This is a genomic window from Mycobacterium sp. E2327 (genome assembly GCF_001672675.1).
GTDB lineage: Bacteria > Actinomycetota > Actinomycetes > Mycobacteriales > Mycobacteriaceae > Mycobacterium.
The window spans coordinates 23,157-42,806 of the sequence record NZ_LZKE01000041.1; the positions used below are offsets into that span (position 1 = coordinate 23,157).

The following is a 19,650-nucleotide window of genomic DNA, read 5'->3' on the forward strand; positions in this document are numbered from 1 at the left end:
CGCCGCACGGCAGACCGGGCCGCTCAGCGACTCTCGAGGACGCGGCGGGCCGCGTTCTCGCCCCATCGTGCGGCGGATTCCATCGACCCGGCGCCGAACAGGTCGCCGGCAATCTGGACCGGCCCCCGGGCAGGCAGTGAATCACGCAGGGCGCTGTTGCGGCGCCAGAAGCCAGGGTCCGCGAGGTAGCCCGCGTATGGCCAGCGAGTCACCACCGACAAGTCGCGGTTTCCGGCGAGTTCGGGGCAAAGCCCTTCGATGATGCCGGCGGCCCAGGCTTCGAGTCGAGCGTCGGTGTATTCGAGGAATCTATCGGTGACGGCGGTGTCGGTGTAGATGGTGACGAGGCTGTGCCCGCGCGGCGCCCGATCGGGGGACTTGTTGTGCTGCAAGAAGATCAACAGCGCGTCAGATCGTTCGAGGGTGGGTACCAAAACGGTGTACGCCCGGCTTCGGGTCGGAACCCGGTAGCCGAGTGAGACGCTGATCAATTTGACGTTGCGTAGCTTGTCCCCGAACGCCGGCGATGCCGTCAACAATGGCGGCCACATTTCGATGGCGCGGTGATACATGGCACCGATGACACAGGTTTCCGCGCTGACATCGTGGTTGCCACTGCTGTCTGTGTATGACACGCTCACGCCGGAATCCGTCTCGTCGACTCGGGTAACCGTCGCGCCATAGCGGACGTCGAGTTGCGACGCGAGCTCATGGGTGACCGTCGCCAATCCGCCCCGGACGCTACGCAGGCCACCAGACCAAGCACCCAGTGCGCCAAGAACGTTCACGCTGGATGCATCTCGGGCGCCGGTGCCGGTGGTCAATCGCATCATCGGATCGATGAGGTACTCGGTCACCTCACGGCCAAAATGACGCAGGCCAAAGTCGTACGCGGACACGTCCGGATCGTCCAGCGCCGCCGATCGGCCCATGTCGTAGGAGTCGACTTCGGCGATCAGCTTCCGCAATCGGATGAACCCGGCCGCCAAGCGCAGTTTGGCCGCCATCGACAAGACGGGGGTGAAAGGCAGTTTCAGCGGACTGGCCGGATCGATGTCGATCAGGCGTCCTCGCCGGACCAGGCCCATGACTGCGCTGGTATCCACCAGGCGGTCACCGAGCCCGAGGTCCTCCACCAACTTCAGGTAACTCGTGTAGCCGGCGGTGAGGGCGTCGGGGCCCGTGTCCACGATGTAGCCGCCGTGGCACTCCGTTTGCACGCGACCGCCCGGCCCACGGCCCGACTCCAGCACCGTGACCGTGATTCCGGCCTGTTGCAGGCGGTACGCGGCAGCCAGTCCCGAAAGACCGGCACCGACAACGACGGCCGAGCGGCCCGGGGTTTGATCTGGATACCCAACAGGATTCATGACACAACTCCGCCCGGCTTCGAATTTGCCACAAAGTGAACGATCGTTATCCGCTTCAAGCTATCACGTCGCGGCCGCCCCAGGTGCTCGGCGTCACGAGCCTATGCTGCGATACGGGCTAGTTAAAACCGGCACAAGCACCAAAAGACATCATCGAACCTGGGACCAGCGCTACGTCCCGATTCTCGCGTTCAGAGATACGACTCGATCAGCACCGTCAACCGCTCACGGGTTTCCGGGTCATCGGTCAGCGGGCTCGCGATCGCCGACACGGCGGCCGCGCGTGGGCGCAAGCCGGCACGGACCAGGGTGGCGGTCGCGACGAGCGCGCGGGTGGATGCGGTCTCGCGCAGCGCGGCATCATCGAGACGCCGGATCGCCTGACCCAGCCGGATGATGTCCTCCAGCACGTCGGAGTCCAGCCCGCTTTCCTGTCGCAGAATCTTTCGTTCGATATCCGGCGGTGGAAAGCCGAGATCGATGCCTACCAGGCGCTGGCGCGTCGACATCTTCAGGTCCTTCAAGATGCTCTGGTACCCGGGGTTATACGATACGACGAGCTGAAACCCCGGCGCCGCATGGATTTTGAGTCCGCCGAGCCGCTCGATGTTCAGCTCCCTGCGGTGATCGGACAGCGAATGGACCGCGACGATCGCGTCTTGCCGGGCCTCCACCACCTCGTCGAGATAGCAGATCCCGCCCTGACGGACCGCCTGCGTCAGCGGGCCATCCACCCATTCCGTGTGGGAATCGCGCAGTACGAACCGGCCCAACAGGTCCGACGACGTCATGTCCTCGTGACAGCACACCGTGAAGAGCGGCACACCAACTTCTTTTGCCACGTGCTCGACGAGCCGGGTCTTGCCGCAACCGGTCGGACCCTTCAGCATGACCGGAAGACCTGAACGCCACGCGGCGGTAAACACCTCGACCTCGTCGCCGACCGGGATGTACCCGGGTTCCTCCCGGGCACCTTCTCGCGTCGAATCCGTTTTTTCCATTGCCAATTCGCTCATTTTTACCTCGCGGTTCAGCTGTACGTGTTCATAGCGCCGCGCCTGGCCGCATGGGACCGCAGGTGGGCGTGGTGTTCTTCGGTCAGGTACTCGCGGCGGCGACCGTTGCTTCGCGTCGCACTCAGCGCGTTGATCAAGAGACCTCGCAGGTGGCGGCGGATGTCCTCGCTTTGTCCGATCACCCGAAACGACGCGTCCGACCATACGTCCTCGAGCACCTGGGGCTCGGTCGACGATCGGATACCGATTCCGGCGACCCCGATGCCGCGCCGCACGGCCTCTTGGATCGCCTGCCGCGCGTCCGCGCGGGCGTAGCGGTCCTCGTAGCCGTCGTCGTAGGGCAGTCCGTCACCGATCACCAAGAGCACCATATTCTTTGCCAGCGCCTGCGACTCCAAAACGTGGGTGGCGTGCCGGATCGCGGCACCGATCCGGGTGAAGCCAGACGGTTGAACCGACTGCAGGCGTCGCTTCGCGGCGGTGTCGAACCGTGCGCCGAAGCCCTTGATCCTCAAGAAACGCACCGCGTCCCTGCCGCGTGAATAGAACCCGTAGGTCCCGACCCGGTCGCCCAGCCTTTCCAGGGCCACCGTGACGTCGCCGGCGAGTCGTCGTTCCTCGTCGAAGACGACATGGCCGCCGGAGGCCTCCGCGGTCGAGCCGGAACAGTCCAGCAGGACGAGAACCGACAGGTCACGTTTGGTCAACCGGCTGCTTTCATAGATGTACGGGTCGGGGTTGTCGCCGTGCCGACGGTCGGTCTCGTAGTCCAGCAGGGCCGAGAGATCCAGTGAGTCGCCCTCGGCCTGGCGCCGGTGCCGTTCCGGTTCGATCCCGACCCGCGCCAGGGGCCGCTGCAACGACGGCCCGGCAATGGCGGCCCGCTCAGACCCGGACTCGACGTCGGCGGGGTCGTACTCGTTGACGGTGCACCAGTCCGGGCGGTAGGTCCCCTTGTGGCAGTCCCACTCCGGATATCGGATGCCCGCCGCCGGAACCGGCGCCAGCGCCGCCGAAAGAATCTGGCCGAGCCGACGCTTCGTGGCGTTGCGCCCGATCGGCCCGAAGCGTTGCTTCGCGACGGGGATTTCGGCCGAGCCCTGGTTCTTGTCCAGACCGCTGCGGCCCATCCCGAGCAGCTTCTGGAGGGCGTCGCCGAGCGGATTGGGTATACCAGGGGCCGACAGCAGGTTGATGATCTTGCTCTCGTCGGTGTCGTCCGCCGATCCGTCATCCTCCTGGGAAGCTTCCTCTTCCAACTGGCCCAGGCGTTCCAGGTCCCGGTCGGTCGGCGCGGCACGCAGTTCCTCGGCGCGCGCCCGCCGCAGCCGGGACGGCCTCAGCACGCCGGCCCAATCCGGAGCCGGCGGGATGCGCTCGTGGCCCATCGCCCGATCGAAAGACTCTTCGCTGCAGCTCGGGACTGGCTGCACTGCAGCGGATTTCATGCGACGCGACGTCGCGGCCGGCAACACCTGATCGAGTTGATCGACAACACGGCCGAGTTCGAGGGCGAGGTAACGCTGCGCCACCCTGGGGCGATGCCGCGCAAGCCTCATCATCAGGTCTTTGCGCAAGGCGCCGCCCCCTAGCAGCGCGGCCTGCACCGCGACCGCATCGCGCGCGTCCGCGGCATTTAGGCCCGCGGCGACGAATACCGTGCGCCCGTCCGTATGGGTCGGTTCGGTTTGCGTCTCCTCGACGGCCAGCGGGCGTGACGCTATTGCAGATGCCAGGACTGCGAATCTAACGATGGATGAAATGTCGCGCCTCGCACTACTTCCCGCGGTCGAAGGGCACCATGCTCGGCAGCGTGGTGTTCGGGGGCACGACTAGGTTCCCGTTGGGATCCAGGTGCGCCGATCCGCCGTTGGGGTCGTGGTTGTTGTTGCGGAACTGGGGAACGGCCGGCCCGGGGCACATCTGGTCGGTTCCCGCGCCGCACAGACCATTGGTCAGATACGAGCGCTTCTGGAAGTCCACCGGCCAGTCGGCCATCCGTGTCGCCGTCCACGTGTTGGCCACGTTGTACAGAACGAAGAACAACACGTTGACAGCGCCGACCATCGCCAACGCCCGCAACACGCTCTTGCGACGATCCGAGACCTTCAGCGACTCCACACCCCGGTCGGCAAGCGTTTCGCCGCGGTCGTTCTTGAAGAACCGCAAGATCGCGACGGCGGCGAAAGCCGAACCGGCCGTGATCATCTCGGTGAGCGGGAACTTGTGATACGTGTTGGGGAAGATGTTGAAGTGCCCGCCCGGGTACTCCCAAATTCCCAACGGCATGAACATGACGCCCTCGAGCACGACGTCAAAGCCCCACATCGCGCCGACGCAGATGGCGGCGAGCTTGACCGCGCTCAGCTGCGGCCAACGGTTGCGCGCGGTGCGCATCACCCAGGATCCGGCGAACATCGCGACCACGAAGCAGTACACGTAGGCCCCGGGAACGATCAGGATTGGCTCGACGATCATGGCTCCGGGTGCGGCCTTTCCGGTCGCATAGGGAACGCTGTTGACCCAGGAGCCGTAGTTGAGCGCCCAGGCGTTGTAGGTGAACCACGTGCCGCTGTACGCCGACAACGGGTCCTGGAACCACAAAGTCGCGAAAGCAATGACCAGCGCTCCGTCGACGCTGAGCTTGCCCTCGCGCCGCCACGGCCTGACGACCAGGAAATAGAACGCGGCCAACACGGCAGGAATCGAGATCACCTCGAAGAACACGACGGCGACCTTCATAAAGGTCGGCACGGGGCTCGGTCCCACCGGCACGGTCTTGAACAACGGGCTGAGCACCCAGCGGGTCAGCACGGCCACCATGACGACCAGGTAGACGGCGCCGACCGCCGCCCACCACTTCACCGGTCCCGACGTGCGGGGTGCATCGACTGCGCGCGAAGCGGATGGACGCCTCGGGTGGTCCAACCTTTCAGCCATCTGGGTCATCGTCGGCCCCCTTTCGATGAGCGGCTAGCGGTTGTTCGTAAACCCCGCGTCCATGACGTACGTGGTGCCGGTGATGTAGCGGCCCGCGTCCGAGACCAGGTGCATGATCGAATCCGTAACGTCTTGCGGCTCAAGCAATCCGTTAGGTACCGGCAACGGGTTCTGCAGGTTCTGGGCGATCGTCGGAAACTCCTGGACGTAGCGCCCGAAGGCTTCGTTAGCGATCATCGGCGAGTTGACGCCGGTCGGGTGGATGGTGTTGACACGTATGTTCTCCGGCGCCAGCACATTGGCCCAGGCCCGCATTAGCCCGACCACGCCGTGCTTGGACGCGGTGTAACCAAGCACGCCCGGCGAGCCGTCCCCGAGTCCGCCGACCAAACCCGCGGTGGAGCTGGTGATCACGATCGATCCACCGCGCCCGCCCGCCCGCAGGTGCGGGATGGCGGGCATCACCGTGTTGAACACCCCGACCAGCATGATGTCGATCCCGGCCAGGAAGGCCTCGCGCTGCAGCCGCTGCTGGCCGGTGATGGCCATAACCCCGGCATTTGCCAAAACAATGTCCAAGCGCCCCAATTCGGCCACACCGTCGTCGACGACACGTTTGACCGCGTCGAAATCACGGACATCGACTACCGATAGCAGTGCCTTGCGCCTGTACTTCTCGATCAGCTTGCCGGTCTCGTCGAGATCGTCGCGGGTGGCAAGGGGGTATTCGACCGCGTCGTCGTTAGCGCAGATGTCGAAGCCGATGATGTCGGCACCTTCCTCGGCGAGCCGCACCGCGTGCGAACGGCCCTGACCCCGCGCCACACCGGAGATGAAGGCGACCTTGTTGTCGGCGAGTCCCATAACCTAGCTGTCCTTGTCTTCTTGAGTCACGCCCGAACGGACGTTCTGCCGACGGGTCACGTTTTTAAGGTTCAACGTCTCATAATTGCCGATCCACGCAGTTCTGTCAATGGTCACATCCGCATGGGTGGCGATCATCGTTGCAGAAACGATCGTTTACATTGCAAAGGGAAACCAAGGAATTGGAGCCAACGATGTCCCACGACGGTTCCGCGCCCGACGCCGCGTGGTGGCACCCAGCATCGGACCAGGACGCCGACTGGCTGACCTGGGCCAATGCCCTGCCATACTGCCGGGACCTCGGGCTCGTGTGCGTCGAGTTGAATGTGGATTCTGCGACCTTTCGCATGGAGCGTTCGACACTGACGCCCAACCCCAACGGGGCCGTGAACGGCGGTACCGTCGCCGCCGCTGCCGACCAGATCATGGGCGCGCTCACCATGCGGCAGAGCGACAAGGGGCTCTTGCCCGCGACCGGTTCCCTCCACATCCAGTTTCACCGGCCCGCCGGGGCTCCGTTGACGTTTCGCGCGACCGTGCTCGGCGGCGGCCGCCGCACCAAGTTCGTCGAAGTGGTAGTGGAGGATCGGAACGGTGACCGCTGCGCCACGAGCCAGGGCACGATGATCGCCGGCGGCTCGTCGGGACCGCCGTTGCCGAGCAGTTAATGAGACGATAAGGTTCTAAATTGATCCCCAACCCCGAATAGTGAGGTGCCCGATGTCGCAGCGCCCGAATGCTCAGATCGTCGCAGACTTCTATGCCGCGCTCGCCGGCGCCGACCCCGATGCGGTCGCGGCCGCGATCGACGACCACTTTGCCGAGGACGCCGCGATCGAGTGGCCGCCCTCGCTGCCGCACGGCGGACGCGTGGAAGGTAGCCGTCGGCTGCGCAGCCTGTTCACCGGGATCGCCAAGGCGGGCAACCAGGCCGGCGCCACGAACCTCACGCTGGTGCGGACCATCGGCGACGGCGATCACGTGGTCGCCTGGATCGCCTTCGATTGGAAGAATCCCGGATCCGACGGCACCATTCCCAACTCCGCCCTCGAGGTGTGGTCGTTCGCCGACGGGCTGGTACGCGAAATCCGGGCTTTTTATTGGGACAGCGCGGCCATCGCCCAGCCGCAGCACGCCTGACGCCACCCAGACGCCACGAGGAGAAACCAAATGTCGCGCAGCGCAGTCATTGTCGACGCAGTTCGATCGCCGATGGCCAAGGGCAAGCCGCCCAGGGACGGGCGGCCCGGTGGGGCCTTGAGTGGCGTGCATCCGGTCGAGTTGCTGGGCCAGGTGATCGGCCAGCTGATGGCCCGCAACGACGTTGACCCCGCTCGCGTCGACGACGTGATCGCCGGCTGCGTGAGCCAGGTCGGCGAACAGTCGGGACCAATTGGGCGCTGGGCGTGGCTTTCGGCGGGGTTGCCCGAGAGCGTGCCATCGGTGGCGGTGCATCGCGCCTGCGGATCCAGCCAGCAGGCCGCCGACTTTGCCGCGCAGGCCGTAATCGCCGGCGCGTGCGACATTGTCGTGGCCGCCGGTGTCGAATCGATGAGCCGCATCCCGATGTTCACCGCGCGGATCGGCCAGGACCCCTACGGGCCATCGGTAACGGAGCGGTACGCGCCCGGCCTGGTGCCACAGGGCGTCTCGGCCGAACTGGTGGCCGCCCGCTGGAAACTCGACCGCGAGTCCATCGACGAGTTCTCCGCCCGATCACATGCGAACGCGGCGAGCACCGACTTCACCGCGGAGATCGCGCCGATCACCACTCCCGAAGGTGGGGTGGTCACCGCCGACGAGACCGTGCGGCCATCCACCACGGCGCAGGGTCTGGCGGCGCTCAAGTCGTCCTTCTACTCCCCCGAGATGGCGGCGCGGTTCCCCGAGATCACCGACTGGCACATCACCGCCGGCAATTCGTCCCAGCTGGCCGACGGCGCGGCGGCGGTGCTGATCATGGGCGACGACATCGCCGACGAGCTTGGTCTCACCCCGCGGGCGCGTTTCCACGCGTTCGGTCTGGCCGCCGATGATCCGATCACGATGCTGACCGGGCCCATCCCGGCGACAGAACGGGTCCTTCGGCGGTCGAGGCTCTCGCTGGCCGACATCGACCACTACGAGGTCAACGAGGCGTTCGCGCCGGTACCGATGGCCTGGGCGCAGCATTTCGGGGCGGATCCGGCCAGGCTCAATCCGCGCGGCGGCGCGATCGCGCTGGGGCATCCGCTGGGCGCGTCGGGCGCCCGGCTGCTCACCACGATGGTGTACGCATTGGAGGCGACGGGCGGTCGCTACGGGCTGCAGACTATGTGCGAAGCCGGCGGGATGGCCAACGCCACCATCATCGAACGGCTGTGACGGCCGCGAAAGGAAAAGCAGCGCATGCAGATTGAGGGAATCACCGCGGTCGTTACCGGAGGCGCCTCGGGGCTCGGGCGGGCGACCGTCGAACGCCTAGTCGGATCCGGCGCCGCCAAGGTGGTCATCGCCGACCTGCCGTCCTCCGACGGTGAGACGGTGGCCAAGGAACTCGGCGACACCGTGCAGTTCGTCGCCGCCGACGTTCGCAGTCCCGAGGATGTCACGGCAGCGATCAACGCCGCCACCGAGTCGGGACCGCTTCGGGCGGTGGTGCACTGCGCCGGACGCGGCGGCCCGGTCCGCGTGGTCAACAAGGACGGCTCCCCTGGCTCGCTGGAGACCTACTCCGAGGTCATCGGCATCAACCTGATCGGATCGTTCAACGTGCTGCGACTGGCCGCCGCGCAGATGGCCACCAACGAGCCGCTGGACGGTGATCGCGGCGTCGTGATCCTGACCGCGTCGGTGGCCGCATTCGAGGGCCAGATCGGTCAGATTCCGTACGCGTCGTCCAAGGCCGGCATCGTCGGCATGACCATCGTCGCCGCACGGGATCTGGCGTCCAAGGCGATTCGTGTTTGCACCATCGCGCCCGGCACGTTCGACACACCGCTGCTGGCAAAGGTTTCCGACGACGTGCGGGCCTCACTGGCGAAGACCGTGCCGCATCCGAGCCGGCTGGGCCTGCCCGACGAGTTTGCCCGGCTGGCGCTGTCAATCATCGACAACGGCATGCTCAACGGTGAGACGATCCGACTCGACGGCGCAATCCGGATGGCGCCCAGGTGATTTCGAGCCGTCGACGTATTTACGGCGACGACCACGACGCCTTCCGCGACAGCGTCAAGCGATTCATCGCCACGGAAGTCGCGCCGAACCTTGACGACTGGCGCCACGCGAACGGCGTGCCGCGCAGCATCATCACCGCCGCTGGGGACGCCGGATTCCTCGGCACCGCGGTGCCCGAGGAGTACGGCGGCGGCGGCACCGACGATCTCGGCTTCCTCGCCGTCCTGATCGAGGAGACGATCGCGGCCGGGGCGAGCGGCCTCGCGCTGATCTGGGCCCTGCAGGCCGGTGTCACAATCCCGTTCTTACTCGAACACGGCACGGCGGCACAAAAACAGCAGTGGCTACCCGGGCTCAGCACCGGTGAGTTGATTGCCGTCCCGGCACCCGCCACGTTGTCGAGCGTCGCCGGCGGGCGCATCGCCGACGCGCTTCTGGTACCCAACATCGACGGCGTTGCCCTGGTGCCGCTAAACCAGCCGGGCGTCACCGTCACACCCGTCGATGACAACCTGGCCGGGCGCGACGCCGGACTGGCCGACGTGACCCTCTCCGGGGTCGACACGGATACCGAGATGGCGTCCCCGGCCTCCTTGCGTCGCGACCTCGACCTGTGGATCGCCGTGTTGGCGCTGGCCAGTGCGCACACCGCGATGGGTTTGGCGGTCGACTACGTGCATGCCAGAAAGGTGTTCGGCCGTCCGCTGGCGGAGTTCGAAAACACCCGGTTCCGGCTGGCCGAGCTCTGGGCCGAGCTGGCCGGCCTGACGGCGTTCGTCGATTCCTGCGTGCACGCGCGCGGCAGCGGCGCGCTCGATGTCGCGGATGCGGGCGCCGCGCGCCTTACCGCGAGCAGGGTGTGCGGGCAAGCGGTCGACCAGTCCCTGCAGCTGCATGGCGGCTACGGCTACATGCGCGAATACCCTATCTCGCACGCGTTCGCCGACGCCCGCTTCCTTCAGGTGATGGCGTCGGGCTATTCCGACCCCCGCGAAATGCTGGCCTCGACGGTGATCGGTTAACCGATCGGCCGCCTGCGGATTCCGGTCGGCATTGGTGACCTCCGTTCCGAGGCGCAATGGACGGAATGTATTGGCAATTAATTTCCTACAACGTCGGCGCACGGTCGCGGCACGATTTCCACGCGGCGACGGGCACCGATCTCCGCCCGGCCAGCGTCATCGACATTGCGGTTTCGTTCCGATACGATTTTAACGGCAGTTAGATTAAATCAGCGAGCGGCGCTCGCTCGCGTGCTCGAAGGACTGGTCATGAAGGTCGCTCCCCCGCCGCGTGAAGCCGACGTTGTCGTTGTCGGATCGGGACACAACGGGCTGGTCGCGGCAGCCTATTTGGCCAAGGCCGGGCTCGACGTGCTCGTGGTAGAAGCCTCCCCGACCGCCGGCGGCATGACGTCGACGAATTCCTTTGCACCCGAAGCGCCGGAGTACACGATCAACGAGGCGTCGATCCAGGCGTCACTGTTCCGAACGACCACCATCGACCGCGACCTCGGGCTGTCGCGTCACTATGGATTGCGCCAGACGGTCATCGACCCCGCCCACTTCCAGCTCTCCGCCGACGGCGCGTCCCTCGGCCTTTGGCGTGACCCCCGCAAGACCGCCGCGGAGTTGGAGTACTTCTCCAAGAAGGACGCGCGCGCGCTGCTCGAACTCTACGAAGTCATCGACGCCGCAGTGGAAATCGGCCTGCCGATGATGCAGACCAATGTGGTGGAGCCCGAGATCAAGAACGTGCTCAAGTCGGCGCGCGCGGTCGTCAAAAACCGCAAGCAAATGGCCGCCCTCGGCCGCTGGATGTCGAGCTCGCAGGCCGAAGCGGTCGAGGAAAGCTTCGAGCACGACATGATCCGCGCGCCGATGCTGGCGAGTCTGCCCTTCATGCCGTTCGATGCCGACATGTCAGGCTGGTCGCTGATCTACCTCGGCGTGCTGAGCAAGTACGGCGTGGCGATGTTCCACGGCGGCACCGGATCGCTGCCCAAGGCGTTGATCGGGGTCATCAAGGACAACCACGGCGACGTGATCACCAGTTCGCCGGTCGAGGAGTTGATCGTCACCAATAACCGCTGCACCGGTGTTCGGATCAGGGGTGGCGCGGAAATCCGTGCTCGCCGTGCGGTTTTGACGGCATGCAGCCCGAAAACCACATTGACCAGGCTGCTCCCCCGCGGCGTGTTGGAGCCCAAGAAGCAGAACGCCGCCGACCACATTCCGACCCGCAAGCGCGGCATCGCCGACGCCAAGGTGAACGTCGCGCTGTCGGGGCGGGTGGACATGTCAAAGCACGAGAAGTGGCGCGGTGATGGCATCGACATGCGGCAGGCGTGCAACTGCTATCACACCTACGAGCAGGCGCTCGAGGCCGCGCGGGCGTGTGTGCGCGGCAAGGTGCCGGACGCGATTCCCGGTCTGGCCCAAGTGACCAACTCGTTCGACCCGTCGATGTCGCCCCCGGGCAAAGACCTGTGGTGGTTCTGGACCGGCCTGACCCCGTCCTACCCCGAGGACGGCTGGGATGTGGCGCGCAAGAAGATCACCGACAGCATCCTCAAAGACGCGGACATGTACTACAAGGGCGTCGAGGACCTGCAGGTGGCCGTCCGCCCGTTGGTGCTGCCCGACATCGAGGAACGGTTCTGGGCGATCGACGGCTCGGTCTACCACGTCGACCCCACCATTAGCCGGTTCGGCCCCAACAAGCCGGTGGCCGGTTTCGCCGGATACAAGACCCCGGTCGAGGGCCTCTACCTCACCGGATCGGGCACCCATCCCGTCGCCGGCATCAGCGGGATGCCCGGCCAGAACGCCGCCCGCACCATGCTCAAACACTTCCACCTCGAGGACAAGGGCGGCCGGCTGGGCGTGCTCAAGGAGCTGGTGACCCGCCGCAAGAAGCACGACGCGGACCCCTACTCCAGCGGCCAGAACGACCCCTTCCCCGCCGAACTCTGATCGAGAGGCGGCCGGTCCCCTAGTCTTTCGGTCCGGCCTGCTTGATCAGTCGGCAGATCTCCGCGGACGCCTCGATCGTGGCCTCGGGCTCCGCCGGGACCAGAATCGGGCCGAAGTCGGCGACGAGGTTGACCGTGGAGCCGGCCTCGACGAAAGGCCTGATTTCCTTGGCGATATCGTCCGGCGTGCCGTAGAAGAACGTCTTGCGCACCATCTCCGGTGTCACCCGGTCGGTGATCGCCTTGATCTCGTCGAGCGTCATCGAGTTGGGCTTCATGTGGAAGGCGTAATGCCAATCCAGCGGCATCACGGGTTCGATTCCCTCGGGCTCCCAGTCTCGCTGGTTGATCCGGCCACCGGTCGCCGCATACCACTTCACCAACGGGTTGTCGACGTACTGTTCGAAGTCGTCCTTGCCCTTGGTGATGAAGGCGATGTGGTGCAGGGCGAAATGGAAACTGTCGTCCGCGCGGCCCAATTCCTTCAGCGTCTGACGGTGGCCTTGCACCAACGCGTGGTACTTAGCGGGGTCGGCGTACACGAACGGTGCGCCGGTGCCGAAACCGTCGGCGTATTTGAATGCCATCTCGGTCAGCCGCGGGCCGCCACCCATGGCGATGACCTCCGGACGGCGGTCTTTGCCGGCGTTGCCGATGAACGCGTCCTTGAGTTTGAAGATCTCGCCGTCGAAATCGACCGGCTCGCGGGCGGTCCACAGCAGCCGCAGCACCTGCAGCGTGTCGCTGAGCCTCTTGAGACCCAGTGAGCGCTTGCGGCCGAACGGATTGATGTTGCGCACCTCGCCGGCGCCCAATGAGAGCAGGGCGGGGCCCGTCGTCGAACCGGCCAAAGTGAGCATGGTCTGCGCCAACTCGGGGGCATCGCGCCTGGATGCGTCCGTGCATATCGCAAAGCCCATCCGGTCGACCGCGCTGAGGGCGAACGCCATGGTCGCGAACGGATCCTGAAGCGAGTCGATGTCGGGGAAGGCCTCGGCCAGCGGGGTGTTCTCGGGCGTGAACAACTTGTTGGGCCACCAGCTCGTCAGCTGATCCCAGATCACCGCGTAGTCGATCTGCCCGGTGGCCTGCAACGCTGCCGCATACGGCCCCGCGACCTTGGGATCGAGGTGCCTTGACGCCCAGATGCCAATGCCGGCACGGATTTTGGTCATCGCTACGGCCTCACGAAGATGTCAGTGTAACGCGGAACGGCGCTTGCAAACCTGAAGCGGTCACCAAGAGGAAATTCGGCTATCTCGTTGGCGTTCCGCATGGGTGATATCGACGGAAGCAGGCCGGTCATGATGATCGTGGGGAACAGCAGCAGCACGAACGCCGCGCCGCTGAACGCCATCGTCAGCTGAACACCTGGTGTCATCGGAGGACCCCCTTGGGCGCGCGGGTCGCCTGGGCCCATCCCGGACGACCCACGACTGCAACGGTTTAAACCGCGGCTTCGCGTCGGCGCGTCTCGGCGCTTGCCCCATCGGCGAATACGACGGTGGGGCCGACCATCAAGGCCTGGGTTGGGTCCTCGGGGTTGGTTGCGATCCCGTCGCCGGGTTTCACGCCGCCTTCCTCGCACATCTTCTGCCACATCGCCATTCGCGTCGAGCGCTTCGGCGTCAGCTTTCCGTACGCGAAGATCCGCCACAGCGTCCAGTTCGGCGCCGGCAATGACTGGGGCCGTCCGACGAGCTTGTGCAGGACCAGCATCCAGCAGACCATCATCGCCATCATGATCGTCGCGGCCACCCAGCGCGCCGCGACCGGCAGCGTCGAGTTGTGCGCGAGTAGGTGAATCCAGCCGATCCCGAAGTAGTTCATCATCATGCCGGTCGGCGCAACCAGCAACAGCCAGAGTTTGTGCGCGCCCTTCAGCCGCGGCACCGCGAAGGCCAACATCGCGCCGATGGTGACGAACGAGCCGCCGTTGATGAAGCCCCACCAGTAGGGGAAGTTGAGGAACTTGTACGGCTGCACGCCGTAGTACTCGTAGGTCCGCAAGTTGATGCCGATCGTCTCCATGACCGCGTCGGTGACGATGCCCAATCCCAGCAGCATGATGAAGTGTCGCGCATGCGCTCCGTTGCGGATGACGAAGTAGCAGAAGTAGGACTCGAGCCCGAGGAACGCCACGTAGCACAGCGGGATGAGCGCGGGCACGGTGATGCCGAAGTTGGTGAAGGCCGGCACCAGGTTCTTGGCCCAGTGCAAGTGGCCCAACATGTCGAGCATGGGTTCACACTGGCTGCAAATGAATCCGCTGGCGATGACCAGCAGAGGAATGTAGTTCTTGCTCCGCACGGCTGCCCTGATTGCCCAGGGCAGCGCAAAGATGACGGCGGCGGCGCCCGCTACGAAGAAGAATGTGAGCTGGGCCGGAGCGCTGGCGATGAAATCGCCCGGGCTCGGCTTGATATTCGGGGGCCATCCTTCCTCACCCACCAGCGGCCACCAACTGCTACTACTCAGCGTCGAACTCATCGAACTCCGACCTTTCTCCCCCGCGCTGAAGTGCGGTTTTGCTTCTGCCGGTGGTTGCGCCAACCCGCTCGGCTGGTGTGGACCAGCTCACACTAACATGATGTTCAGACAGCGTGTATACCTGTTTTGAAAATTGCTTAGATTCCTCTGGTGGGACACGGAGAGATGCGCAGACCGCAGGTAAGGTGTCGCCGATGACCGAGATGACGCGGCGAGCGGTCGGTCGACGCCGGGTGGCGGACACCGAGGCGTCGGCCGCTGAGAACATCTTCGCGGCCACCGCGCGCCTGCTCGCAGGGCAACCGTTCAATGACATCAGCGTTGCGCAGATCCTCACCGAGGCGCAGGTCTCCAGGGCGACCTTCTACTTCTATTTCGCGTCCAAGTTTTCCGTGCTCAGCGGTCTGCTCGAGCGCGCGATGGACGACATCTTCGAGACCGTGCAACCGTTTCTGGCCCGCTCCCCCGAGGATTCGCCGACGGTCGCCCTGCAGCGCAGCATTCGGGCTGTGACACATGCGTGGCATCGCCACCGTCCGGTATTACAGGCGGCGAATCACCACTGGCACTCCGAGCCCGAGTTGCGCAACCTGTGGTTGGCAATCGCCGAACGTTTCATCGCCGCCGGCGCCGTCGAGATCGAACGCGAACGCGCGGCGGGGATCATCACCTCGCAAGTGCCGAGCAGGACTCTCGCGGCAACACTGTTCTGGGGCACCGAGCGGGTGCTGTACATCGCCGGGCTGGGGGTCGAACCGAATCTTGCCGACGAGGAAGCCGCCGTCGACGTGTTGGTAACGATGTGGCGGGGCACCCTGTACGGGCCGTAACCGGCGGCGATTCCATGAGACTTGTCGCGTGCGCCTCGGCCACTCAGGATGCCGGCGCTCAGAACACCGATGCAGGATGCCCTGATCGAAAAGTCGTCCGCCCAAGCCGGTTTCGCTGTCCAGCGTCATCAAGTCGCCGTACGTGCCGAACGACGGCCCCTCGGGAGTCACTTGCTGGTTCGCGGCCATCGCGGCGTTCTTCGGGCCGCAATTCCGCCCTCTCTGGTACCTCGGATTGTGGGCGATCTGTACCGCCGGCGCAATCGGCGCGCGACCTCAGATGCCGCCGCGCGCGACGAGTTGGCCCGCGATGACATTGCGCTGGATCTCGTTGGTGCCTTCGCCGACGATCATCAGCGGCGCGTCGCGGAAGTAGCGTTCGACGTCGAATTCGGTTGAATACCCGTAGCCGCCATGGATTCGCACGGCGTTAAGTGCGACCTCCATCGCCACCTCGGACGCGAAGAGCTTCGCCATCCCCGCCTCCATGTCGGCGCGGTCGCCACGGTCGTAGCGCTCGGCCGCGTAGAGCGTGAGTTGCCGGGCGGCGGTGAGCTTTGTTGCCATGTCCGCCAAGTAGTTGCCGACCGACTGGTGTTTCCAGATCGCTTGACCGAAGCTCTCCCGGTGCTGCGCATAGGCGAGCGCGTCCTCGAGCGCGGCGGTCGCCACGCCGAGCGCGCGGGAGGCGACCTGAATGCGGCCGGTCTCCAGACCCTTCATCATCTGCGCGAACCCCTTGCCGGGCACGCCGCCAAGGATCGCCGAGGCGGGCGCGCGGTATCGGTCGAAGGACAGCTCGCAGCTTTCCACGCCCTTGTAGCCCAGCTTGGGTAGGTCCCGCGACACCGTTAGGCCCGGCCCGTGCTCCACCAACACGATGGAGATACCCGTGTGCCTCGGTGTCGCCTTCGGATCGGTCTTGCACAACAGCGCAATGAGATCCGAGCGGCGCGCGTTGGATATCCAGGTTTTCGCGCCGCTGATCACCAGATCCTGACCATCGGGAACCGCGGTGGTCGCCATGTTCTGTAGATCCGAGCCGCCGCCGGGTTCCGTGAGCGCCATCGTCGCGCGGACCTCACCGGTGGCCATCCTGGGCAGGTACTTCTGCTTCTGCTCCTCGGTGCCGAAGAGCGTCAGCAGCTTGGCCACCACCGTGTGACCGCCCATCGCTCCGGCCAGGCTCATCCAGCCCCGCGCCAGTTCCTGCGTCACCAACACGTAGCAAGGGGTCGATACCGGCGAGCCGCCGTACAGTTCGGGGATCGCCAAGCCGTAGATCCCGATCTGCTTCATCTGCTCGATCCACTTCTCGGGATACTCGTTGGCGTGTTCGACGTCGCGGACCGTCGGTTTGACGTCACGGTCGATGAACGCACGAACGGTGTCGACCAACAGGCCTTCTTCATCGGTCAACGCAGAGCCCACATCATCACCTCACGAGCAATATTTTATTCCATATTAAACAATGGTTCTCCGCGGTTGAGCGCTCGGGCCGGTGCCGCGCGCGTTTTGCGTCAGCACCGTGGCAACCCCTGGCGTCGCATCGCATCAATGCCGTAATGCCGAAGGCGGCCTTGCAAACACTTTTGGGTGACGACGAAAGCCACTGCCCTAGCCCTCGATGGATAACGCGCCGGTCGGGCAGCTGATTACCGCCTCTTCGACCGCGGCGCGTTCGTCGTCCGACGGTTCGGGGGTGGTCACATGCGACTGGCCGTCATCCCCGATCTCGAACACCGTCGGCGCGGTTGCCTCGCACAACCCGATTCCCGAACACTTGGCGGTGTCGACGCGCACCTTCATCAGAACATCCTCCGCATGAGGCTCAGGGCCCGTTTGCTGTACGGCGGGTAGACCAGACGTGGGTCTGGTTTGGCCGGTTTGGACAGCACCGCGCGCCGGTGGCTGAGCGTCTCGAACCCCCACTTGCCGTGGTAGGCGCCCATGCCGCTGGCACCGACACCGCCGAACGGCAGGGACGGCACCAGACAATGCATGGCAACATGATTGATCACCGCGCCACCGGACGGTATGCGGTCGATCAAGTCACGGCCGAGTTGACCCGAGGCAAAGATATACAACGCCAAGGGCTTCGGGCGGCCATTTACGAAATCGACTGCGTGGTCCAGCGATTCGACCGTCAGGACTGGCAGTATCGGCCCAAAGATCTCGTCCGCCATCACCGGGTCGGTGGGCGATGGGTCGACGATTACTGTCGGTTCGATCCGCAACGTGGAGGCCTCAGACCGCCCTCCGCTAACGACCTTTCCGTCGGTGGTCGCGATCAGCGAGACCAATCGGTCGAACTGGCGTTGATTGACGATGCGCAGTGCCGGATCCTGCTCGGCGGAACGGAACTCGCGCACGTTGGCAACGATCTTGCCGACCAATTCCTCGGCGATCCGGTGATCGGCCAGCACATAGTCCGGCGCAATACAGGTCTGACCGGAATTCAACAGCTTGACCCAGGCGATGCGCCGCGCGGCGACGTCGATGTCGGCATCGGCCGCGACGATCACGGGACTTTTGCCGCCGAGCTCGAGTGTGACCGGGGTCAGGGTGGGCGCCGCCGCGGCCATGATCTTCTTGCCGACCTCGGTGCCGCCGGTGAACAAGACATGGTCGAATCCCGACGCCAGCAGCTCTTGGGTGATGGCGGCATCGCCCTCGACGACCCGCACGGCCTCTTTATCGGCGTACCGAGGAAGCAGCCGCGCCAACAGCGCCGACGTGGCGGGCGCCAGCTCGGAGGGTTTGACCACCGCACAGTTGCCGGCCGCAACCGCGGCGACCAGCGGTGCCAGGCTGAGATACAGCGGGTAGTTCCACGGCCCGATGATCAGCACGACACCCAGGGGGTCGCATTGCACCCACCCCCGTCCTGGCAGCTGCGCCAACGGCAATGGCTCGCGGCGCTTCTGCATCCACTTCTTCAGATGCTTGCGTGCGTAAACGGCTTCACCTTTGGTGGAAGCGACATCACCCAGCCATGCCTCCGCCGGCGAGCGCCCCAGGTCGTCCGCCAAAGCCGCGGCGATCTCCGCCTCCCGCTCGTCGACAAACCGTTCGATCCCGCGCAGTTGGTCCAGGCGCCATTCCAAGGGTCGGGTGCGCCCGGTGGCGAAGGCCCGGCGTAGGTCGGCGAGCACGCCGGCGCTATCGGTCGCCTCGACGGCGTGTACAGTCACGGATCCTCCTTGGGCAGATCAGATTTCGGGGGCCGGCACGACGCCACTCGCGACCGCCCCGCTGATGCCGCCGTCGACCGCAAGCGCCTGGCCGTTGACCCACCGGGCGTCGTCGGAGGCCAGGAACAGCACCACACCGGCGATGTCGTCAGGGTCGGCGTGCCGTCCCAGCAGATTCTTCAGCCCGTCGAGGGTGTCCTTGCCCATCGACTCCTCGAAGTCGACCAGGATCGGCGTCTCGACCGGCCCTGGCAGCACCGCGTTGATGCGAAATCCCATCTCCGCCAACGCCAAACCCATCGACATCGCGTAGACGGTGGTGACTTCCTTGGAGAAGTTGTAGGCGTTGCCCTGCTGCGGGTTGGCCTTGAACCAGGCCGCGCCCTCCTCGAAGGTATCGGTGGCCAGCAGGTCACGGATGGTGTCGAGCCGCAGCGGCCAGCCGAACCCGGCGGTCGAGGACACGATGGTGACGGAACCGCCCGGCCGCAAGCGCTCGAAGAACGACTCGGTGAGGTGGCGGACCGCGAGGCTGTTGACGGCCAACACTAACTCGGCGGGCGCGGTGCCGGGAATGCCGGCGACATTCATCAGCCCGTCGAAGTCGCCGTCGAGTTGCTCTACGGCGGTGTCGATGCTGTGCGGGTTGGCCAGGTCGACCTCGATGTGTTGGGTCACTTTGGCTTTCGGTGGGTTGCGATCCAGGCAGTAGACCTCGGCGCCCGCGGATAGGAGTCGCTCGGCCACCGCGTGGCCGATGCCTGATGCCGCGCCGGTGACGACGTAGCGCTTGCCCCTGAAGTCGGCCATGATTCT

The 19,650-nt window shown here is 65.4% G+C and carries 20 protein-coding genes; 7 read left to right on the forward strand and 13 right to left on the reverse strand.

The genetic code is table 11. The features are described 5' to 3' along the window. Positions 1-23: 23 nt before the first annotated feature. The 6 genes from A5712_RS05255 to A5712_RS32310 form a co-directional block, all read right to left on the reverse strand. The gene (locus tag A5712_RS05255) at positions 24-1,370 is read right to left on the reverse strand and encodes an NAD(P)/FAD-dependent oxidoreductase (protein WP_068102184.1); all 1,347 of its coding nucleotides are present in this window, start codon (positions 1,368-1,370) and stop codon (positions 24-26) included. 191 nt (positions 1,371-1,561) lie between these two features. Beyond that, positions 1,562-2,386, reverse strand: a complete 825-nt coding sequence (locus A5712_RS05260; RefSeq protein ID WP_082973281.1) for a MoxR family ATPase — start codon at positions 2,384-2,386, stop codon at positions 1,562-1,564. Between the two features lie 14 nt (positions 2,387-2,400). Beyond that, on the reverse strand, positions 2,401-3,774 hold the full coding sequence (locus A5712_RS05265; RefSeq protein WP_068102187.1) for a nitric oxide reductase activation protein NorD: 1,374 nt from the start codon (positions 3,772-3,774) through the stop codon (positions 2,401-2,403). A gap of 388 nt (positions 3,775-4,162) precedes the next feature. Next, positions 4,163-5,326: a spirocyclase AveC family protein gene (locus A5712_RS05270; RefSeq protein WP_197519298.1), complete on the reverse strand. Its 1,164-nt coding sequence runs from the start codon at positions 5,324-5,326 to the stop codon at positions 4,163-4,165. A gap of 33 nt (positions 5,327-5,359) precedes the next feature. Further along, on the reverse strand, positions 5,360-6,190 hold the full coding sequence (locus A5712_RS05275; RefSeq protein WP_068102194.1) for a mycofactocin-coupled SDR family oxidoreductase: 831 nt from the start codon (positions 6,188-6,190) through the stop codon (positions 5,360-5,362). Positions 6,191-6,193: 3 nt separating this feature from the next. Continuing rightward, positions 6,194-6,328, reverse strand: coding sequence for a hypothetical protein (locus tag A5712_RS32310; protein ID WP_255404394.1), 135 nt, complete (start codon positions 6,326-6,328; stop codon positions 6,194-6,196). A 56-nt stretch (positions 6,329-6,384) separates the two neighbouring features. Here A5712_RS32310 and A5712_RS05280 point away from each other — a divergent pair, with 56 nt between their 5' ends. The 6 genes from A5712_RS05280 (at position 6,385) to A5712_RS05305 (ending at position 12,321) form a co-directional block, all read left to right on the forward strand. Continuing rightward, entirely contained in the window at positions 6,385-6,858 is a 474-nt protein-coding gene (locus A5712_RS05280) for a PaaI family thioesterase (protein WP_068102196.1), read from the forward strand. 52 nt (positions 6,859-6,910) lie between these two features. Further along, positions 6,911-7,330, forward strand: coding sequence for a nuclear transport factor 2 family protein (locus A5712_RS05285; protein WP_068102198.1), 420 nt, complete (start codon positions 6,911-6,913; stop codon positions 7,328-7,330). 30 nt (positions 7,331-7,360) lie between these two features. After that, a complete protein-coding gene (locus A5712_RS05290; RefSeq protein ID WP_068102199.1) occupies positions 7,361-8,554 on the forward strand; it encodes a thiolase family protein in 1,194 nt (397 codons plus the stop codon). Between the two features lie 24 nt (positions 8,555-8,578). Next, positions 8,579-9,346: an SDR family NAD(P)-dependent oxidoreductase gene (locus tag A5712_RS05295; protein WP_068102201.1), complete on the forward strand. Its 768-nt coding sequence runs from the start codon at positions 8,579-8,581 to the stop codon at positions 9,344-9,346. After that, positions 9,343-10,368, forward strand: a complete 1,026-nt coding sequence (locus tag A5712_RS05300) for an acyl-CoA dehydrogenase family protein (RefSeq protein WP_068102202.1) — start codon at positions 9,343-9,345, stop codon at positions 10,366-10,368. The genes A5712_RS05295 and A5712_RS05300 overlap by 4 nt, the downstream gene beginning before the upstream one ends. Before the next feature lie 249 nt (positions 10,369-10,617). After that, on the forward strand, positions 10,618-12,321 hold the full coding sequence (locus A5712_RS05305; RefSeq protein WP_068102341.1) for an NAD(P)/FAD-dependent oxidoreductase: 1,704 nt from the start codon (positions 10,618-10,620) through the stop codon (positions 12,319-12,321). A 19-nt stretch (positions 12,322-12,340) separates the two neighbouring features. Here A5712_RS05305 and A5712_RS05310 read toward each other — a convergent pair whose 3' ends face one another. From A5712_RS05310 to A5712_RS05320, 3 genes are all read right to left on the reverse strand, one after another. After that, on the reverse strand, positions 12,341-13,495 hold the full coding sequence (locus A5712_RS05310; RefSeq protein WP_068102203.1) for an LLM class flavin-dependent oxidoreductase: 1,155 nt from the start codon (positions 13,493-13,495) through the stop codon (positions 12,341-12,343). Positions 13,496-13,497: 2 nt separating this feature from the next. Next, positions 13,498-13,701 (reverse strand): hypothetical protein, encoded by a 204-nt coding sequence (locus A5712_RS05315; RefSeq protein ID WP_156766427.1) that lies wholly within the window; start codon positions 13,699-13,701, stop codon positions 13,498-13,500. Positions 13,702-13,766: 65 nt separating this feature from the next. Further along, the gene (locus A5712_RS05320) at positions 13,767-14,810 is read right to left on the reverse strand and encodes a hypothetical protein (RefSeq protein ID WP_068102206.1); all 1,044 of its coding nucleotides are present in this window, start codon (positions 14,808-14,810) and stop codon (positions 13,767-13,769) included. A 194-nt stretch (positions 14,811-15,004) separates the two neighbouring features. Here A5712_RS05320 and A5712_RS05325 point away from each other — a divergent pair, with 194 nt between their 5' ends. Continuing rightward, a complete protein-coding gene (locus A5712_RS05325) occupies positions 15,005-15,640 on the forward strand; it encodes a TetR/AcrR family transcriptional regulator (protein ID WP_197519299.1) in 636 nt (211 codons plus the stop codon). 276 nt (positions 15,641-15,916) lie between these two features. Here the strand turns inward: A5712_RS05325 and A5712_RS05330 are convergent, their stop codons facing one another. From A5712_RS05330 to A5712_RS05345, 4 genes are all read right to left on the reverse strand, one after another. Then, a complete protein-coding gene (locus A5712_RS05330; protein ID WP_068102209.1) occupies positions 15,917-17,071 on the reverse strand; it encodes an acyl-CoA dehydrogenase family protein in 1,155 nt (384 codons plus the stop codon). A gap of 186 nt (positions 17,072-17,257) precedes the next feature. Then, on the reverse strand, positions 17,258-17,449 hold the full coding sequence (locus tag A5712_RS05335) for a ferredoxin (protein WP_068102212.1): 192 nt from the start codon (positions 17,447-17,449) through the stop codon (positions 17,258-17,260). Continuing rightward, entirely contained in the window at positions 17,449-18,834 is a 1,386-nt protein-coding gene (locus A5712_RS05340) for an aldehyde dehydrogenase family protein (protein ID WP_068102213.1), read from the reverse strand. The genes A5712_RS05335 and A5712_RS05340 overlap by 1 nt, the downstream gene beginning before the upstream one ends. 18 nt (positions 18,835-18,852) lie before the next feature. Then, the gene (locus A5712_RS05345) at positions 18,853-19,644 is read right to left on the reverse strand and encodes a coniferyl-alcohol dehydrogenase (RefSeq protein ID WP_068102214.1); all 792 of its coding nucleotides are present in this window, start codon (positions 19,642-19,644) and stop codon (positions 18,853-18,855) included. Between the last annotated feature and the right edge of the window lie 6 nt (positions 19,645-19,650).